5 protein-coding genes are annotated in these 5,677 nt (G+C 40.4%); all 5 read right to left on the reverse strand.

Annotation, left to right across the window (positions count from 1 at the left end; translation table 11 throughout):
• Window positions 1-365: 365 nt before the first annotated feature.
• The 5 genes from ACFILD_RS08370 to ACFILD_RS08390 all read right to left on the reverse strand — a co-directional run bounded on the left by ACFILD_RS08370 (window position 366) and on the right by ACFILD_RS08390 (window position 5,348).
• Entirely contained in the window at window positions 366-1,520 is a 1,155-nt protein-coding gene (locus ACFILD_RS08370) for an MFS transporter (RefSeq protein WP_375657807.1), read from the reverse strand.
• 163 nt (window positions 1,521-1,683) lie between these two features.
• On the reverse strand, window positions 1,684-1,872 hold the full coding sequence (locus ACFILD_RS08375; protein WP_375631794.1) for a hypothetical protein: 189 nt from the start codon (window positions 1,870-1,872) through the stop codon (window positions 1,684-1,686).
• A 173-nt stretch (window positions 1,873-2,045) separates the two neighbouring features.
• Window positions 2,046-3,284 carry a DUF2087 domain-containing protein gene (locus tag ACFILD_RS08380; protein ID WP_375665064.1) on the reverse strand — a complete coding sequence of 413 codons (1,239 nt, stop codon included), beginning with the start codon at window positions 3,282-3,284 and terminating at the stop codon, window positions 2,046-2,048.
• The gene (locus ACFILD_RS08385; protein WP_375665066.1) at window positions 3,275-3,955 is read right to left on the reverse strand and encodes a hypothetical protein; all 681 of its coding nucleotides are present in this window, start codon (window positions 3,953-3,955) and stop codon (window positions 3,275-3,277) included. The genes ACFILD_RS08380 and ACFILD_RS08385 overlap by 10 nt, the downstream gene beginning before the upstream one ends.
• A gap of 208 nt (window positions 3,956-4,163) precedes the next feature.
• The gene (locus ACFILD_RS08390) at window positions 4,164-5,348 is read right to left on the reverse strand and encodes an MFS transporter (RefSeq protein ID WP_375665068.1); all 1,185 of its coding nucleotides are present in this window, start codon (window positions 5,346-5,348) and stop codon (window positions 4,164-4,166) included.
• Between the last annotated feature and the right edge of the window lie 329 nt (window positions 5,349-5,677).

Raw genomic sequence — 5,677 nt, forward strand, 5'->3', positions numbered from 1 at the left:
AATATAAATTGAGAGAGAATGGGCGGCATTAAAAGTTAAACGCGCATGGCGAGGCTTGAGATTGATTAGTTCAAAATCCTTAATGAGCGAATTATAAAAAAATGCTTTGGCTGTGTTGCACATGGATATCAATAGAATATTATTCGTGCAGAATGTAGCTACCTTACGCTTGTCTGCCCCCATAATACTTTATGCTATGAGGCAATTGGCAACGGAGCCTTACAGAGCAATCTTTAAAGACCGTTTCGAGCTTCTTTGCCGCAGATTGTATTACAAACCCATAATTGAGTGATTTATGGCGAATTATTTTGAGTGCTCTTGTTGTGCTACGGGTTTTCAAAAATGATATGTGACATGGAAGCTGCTTATTTTTTCGTTTGCATGAGGCAAAGGCAAGAAGCAAAGGCGGAGGCACCAACAATCATGCAAAAGGTGAAAGCGATATGATTGTTGAAATGGCTGATGATCCATCCACTTGTCCATGAGCCGGCAGCTTGGCCAATATTTGAAATAACAAGAATATAACTAAAAAGAACACTGGCAGAGAGGGGTGAGGTTGTTTTCCCTGCTTGATAGTATATCTCTGGAATCATGACAGATTCATAGACACTGTAGGCAATTAACGCAGTCACAGCGGTAAAGACCCCACCTATGAGGAAAAATGCAGCGAAACTTCCCATAAAGCAGAGCAGATAAAAAGTTGCTTTATCGGAAAGGGTGAGATGTTTATTGATTACCCCCTGCCAGATACAAATACTGATGCCAACAATTGAAAAGAAAATTCCACTATAAGGGGCGAGATTGCTGTCAAATTTATTGAGAAGTGTTGTGGTGGTGATGAAAATTCCCATGAGGAATGCACAAAGCAAAGCCGTGACCAGTAAATAAGCAATAGAACGATTATGTATTATTGTTTTTAAAGAAGAAAGAAGAGCTTTTTTTGTTTTTTTATTCTTTTCAAGAGATAATGTTTTATGTGGGTAATGATAAACAATTTGAATGGATAGAACACAAAGATACAAACCAATGAGTGCAAAAAAAGCCATTAAGAAGGTTGATGCGTTGTATTTTATGGCACTCGTTGCAACAAGAGGGGCGATAACGACAGCAGCATTTTGAAAAAAAGAATAGAGAGTTAATGCGCGTTTAAGAGCATTTTCATTGAGATGTTCTGATAAAATTTCTCTCAAAAATGGCTTTGAAACTGCTTTCGAAAAAGCCATTAAGGTAAAAAAGATCAACCATGCAGAAGGTGTGAGCGATAGGATAATGCACACAAAAGCGCTACTCCTTAAAATAAAGGCGCTAGCCATTAAGAGTTTACGCGAAAATCTTTCTAATAAACCCGTTGTGGTTACCATGAGAATGCTTTCAAGGATTACTGATCCAGCGAGATAAAAAGCGACATTGGCAGCAGTTATGAGAGAAGAGTTTCCAAGCAAAGGGAGTACAAAGAAAAAGGAAAATTCAGAAAGAAAAACTGTGCTATAGATGAAAAAAGTTATTTTATTTTTGCCCATGGAATTTCCATAGAAGTGTCGTTAAATGATCAAATACATTTTGTTGTATCTCTTGAGGAAGTTTTGTCAGCCCTGTTTCTGCTGTGCACATTTCGTTGAAATAGGATCCTTCTTGATTCACCAGCCAGTCCAATGCAAGAATATTGTTTTTTCTACGATGTTTTTAGAAATATCGAGCATGATTTGGATTGAGCAACAATACTGTGCCCTGATGTTCGCGCAACAACCGTAAGATCATTGAGACCTTGATCCTATATCTTCTCCTGATGATTTTGACTATTCCCAATTCTTTTTGATAACCACCCAATCCTTTTTGATAACCAATTGGCACCCCGCATTCTTGCTTTTCCATTTTATCCTTTATGAAGAGGATGTACTATCCCCCCATAGATTGTCAACATATGAATGGGATGAATGATTTTGTAACCTTTTAATGAAATTATATTTTTTTAGTGGAAGGTTATTCATTCTCTTGAAATAGAGAAGAAAAACGATAGAGTTCGCTAATCATTTTTCAAATCTCTTTTAGCGCATGCGTTGATATTTGCCTCCATGGCGTTGTAAAAAACCTCTCTCAACAAGAGTGCGTCGTAATCGGGCAAAGTCTATCGTAAAGAGGTTGCATATCTTGGAAACTTCCGTTTCGCTATAGATTTTTTCCTTTTGAAAGGCTTCACCAATTTTTGATAGCATCTCTTCTGTTTCTAAATGGCTGTCGCTTAAATTTTCCCTATTTCGCTCATGTTTATTTTCTAGCATTTTCCACACTGTCTCTTCGGCTTGAAATCCTTCTGTTGTGTTGTGAATAAGTCCAAGATTCAAAAGGCGACTGATGGATTTGTGAATGTTTTTGGCATCTGAATCGACATGTTTGAGGATATCAGTAAGATTTTTTGCACCAAGGATAATGGCGGCATAAACAGCGCGCAGTGTCGGTGAGGTCATGGCAGAGATCAGTGAATTGCGGGTATTGCGTTTGTGAAGGGTTTCTTTCCCCATGGGCAAAATATCATTGCGAATGGGAATTTCATTGATTTCTATGAGTTCTGCTTGGAGCGATTGTGCGCGTACAATTTGTTCGGCTGGGGTGCGTTTGCGAATAATCCCCAGACCACCCTGGCGATATTTGTGGTTTTCGGGGAGTGTTAAAGCTTCATAGGAGCCGTCAAGCCGGTAGAGAATTTCTTCCCAGATGGGAGTTCTGACGCGTCGAACCCGTTGTTCGCCATTGTGAGCAATTGTTGTGGTCATTGTTGGTTCATGTAGACAAAGATAACCACCAGCGGTGATGTGTTCCCAAACTGTGGTAACAAATCGCACATCATCTGCGGGCGTTCCAGCATCAAGCCAAACAAAATCTATTGGTCCCCAAGATTTGAGCGTTTCATCATCGAGAGAGAAGAAATTCTCATGGATAAATGTTACCATGTCTTTTTCAATACCGTCTTGAAGCAGTTTTTGCCATGCTTCTTCGGCTGATTGGCCTTCTGCTGAAAAATCATCAATGGTGATAAGCCGTGGTTCGTAATTCTCAAGGATTCCTGAAGGGTCAAGCAAAGCTGTGCGCTCTTCCCAGGTGGAGGATTCTAAAAGTTTTTTATCTTGTTGCCATGCTTGTTTTGCTTTTTGCAGTGCTTTTGCGATAAAGCACGTACTATCACCAGCACCGATTTCAATGACTGTGCGCGGTCTTGCCATTTGAATGAGCGCATAAATGAGCTGTGCACTATTTTCTGTTCCCATATCGGGGCTTATCAGGGACATCTTTTGATCCTTATCATTATTTCTGCTTTTACAAAAAACGTGGTTGTTTGTTCTATGGGGTGTTGAATGTGCATTTTGGTTGTGGCTTTTTGCAAGAGAGGGTTGGTTTTTTCATTCAGTTGGATTGTACGCCCATTGAGTTGATTAATGGCAAGAGTGTCAAGAGAAGAATCTATGATAATACTGTTGGCTCTCGTAAAAGAGCGGTTGCATGATCTGGTGAAAAGGCTTGTTGATTTGTTTGAATGAGACCCGTGTTGTAAAAGTGAGATCAAAAGACTTCCAGAGGCAAGAAGAGTACCATTGAATTGTATTTCCCTCAGTGATTGGACATGGCAGCTTTCACGAAGTGCTTCAAATGTGGGAAAGTCGAATCCGCCAAATGCCGCTCCTTTTGTAGAAACAATGGTGATGGGTTGTATTTGCCGTTTGCCAATGAGTGCTGGTTTGTTTTTTATTATTTGTACATCTTTTGCCCATTGAACGCGTGATAAAGGATTGAGTTCACTTGGGTAGACAGCGAAAGAATTGATGGCTATGGGTGGTGTTGGTTTTTGCAATTCAAGTGTGTGGGAGATCTCATGACAATCATGTCGCATATAGTCTGCCAGTTGCCACACATAGCCGCCTGTTCCATTGTAAAAGTTTAAGCCTATAGGATCTTGTTGCATGATGTTAAACCGGTTTCTATTTTGCTATAAACTAAATTTTGGGAATGGTTGTTAGCTCTTCCACACTCAAGAGTGGTTCATCAAAGTCTTATTGGTTGGTGTGGGGTTGTATGGGAGATACAACGATTTTATCGAGGGGTGATTGTCATGTCCTTTTGGGGTGTATGGTTTGCTTGAGAGCAAAGATAGCAAAGTCCGTTAACCATTATCATATTCCTTTTTTTTGTACGGCACTGTTCAAGATAAAACCTAATATGCCTGCGATCATTGTGGCGATGCCAATGATAAACAGTGTGCTTTGGGTATGATGAACATGGACAAAACCGGCTCCTAGAAAGCCAATGCACACCGCTGTTTGTATGATAAAGATATAGGCGGGCATTTGGTTGTTTCGATGTTCTTTCTGAATGGCTTTCATCATAAAACTTGCCATTAGAGCATTTTGCACACCGTTTGCACCCCCAAAGATGAAAAATGACAGCATCATCAACCATACAATATGTGTTAAGGAAAAGCAGAGAATTGCAAAACCAATGATTGTAGCGGCAAGTGATGCACCAGCGGCATTGCCAAAGCGATGAAAAAGACTGGAGAAACAGAGTGGACCAACCACGAGGCCAAGACTTAACATGCTTGTGATTACCCCATAGGTTTCAGCGCTTAAGTTGAGATCGGTACGAATGCGGACAATCGATAAGACGTTGAGAGCAGAGGTAAGGATGATGGTAATGATGAGGGGAGAAAGAGCATAGACAACATTTTTTTTACGCAAGAGACCCGTTAAATCTAGCCCTTTTTTGGCTTGCTGTGTTGTGTTTGTTGTTTGCGTATGTATTTTTAAACTTTTAAAACAGAAGAGAGTGATAAAGGTAGCACAAAGAACCATGATGGATAGTGCAAAGAGCCCTTTTTGCCCATTTGATATTCCATACAATACACCCCCTAGCAGTGGTCCGGCAATGTAGCCAAGATTACGAACTGTTTGGATAACGCGGTTTAGTCGATCTAGTTGCTGATCATTGGTTGCAAATTCTGGGACGGAAACGAGGATAGCAGACCAAAAGAGTGAACCAGCACAACCTAGTGCGAAAGAAAGTGCAATATAAACCCAAAATTGGTTGGCGATTGCGGCAACGGCTATGAAGAGTGCTTCAAACAATAAAACAATGGGTACTGTTCGCGCTGGTTGGAAGCGATGCAAGAGGCGTGGTGCAATTGGTCCGGCACAAATTGCCCCGACAAGCCCTGCAAACAGCAGCATTGAAATAGATGCTGTGCTTTCTGCTAAGTGGAGAGCAAATGTAACTTGTGCTGTTTCATCGGCAAAGCTGCTAAAGCCCAAAACAAGGAAAAGTCCCATTTGGGTAAAAATCATGGATTTTTTCTTTGTCACAATGCTCCTCCCCAAGAGGTTATAAGGTACAATTTTCTTCTACGTGTTTATGGGATATCCCATGCTTTGTATAGTTTTTCTTGATGATCAGTTGAGAAAGGAAGTTTTCAGAGCTCTTTTCTAAAACAAGCACAATGCCTATTGGCAGCAATGACCAGCTCCTTATGTTTTTTGAAAGGGGAGTATTAAGGATGATGGGCTGGTGAAGTTGTCTGATATGAGAGAGACAATAATACAAAAAGACAATCAGAAGATTTTGCAAAAAAGCTGCACTATACGTGCAGCTTTTTATGTCTTTGTTTTAAAGGTAGACGTTTTAAAGCATGAAA

The organism is Bartonella sp. CL162QHHD (assembly GCF_042195435.1).
GTDB lineage: Bacteria > Pseudomonadota > Alphaproteobacteria > Rhizobiales > Rhizobiaceae > Bartonella.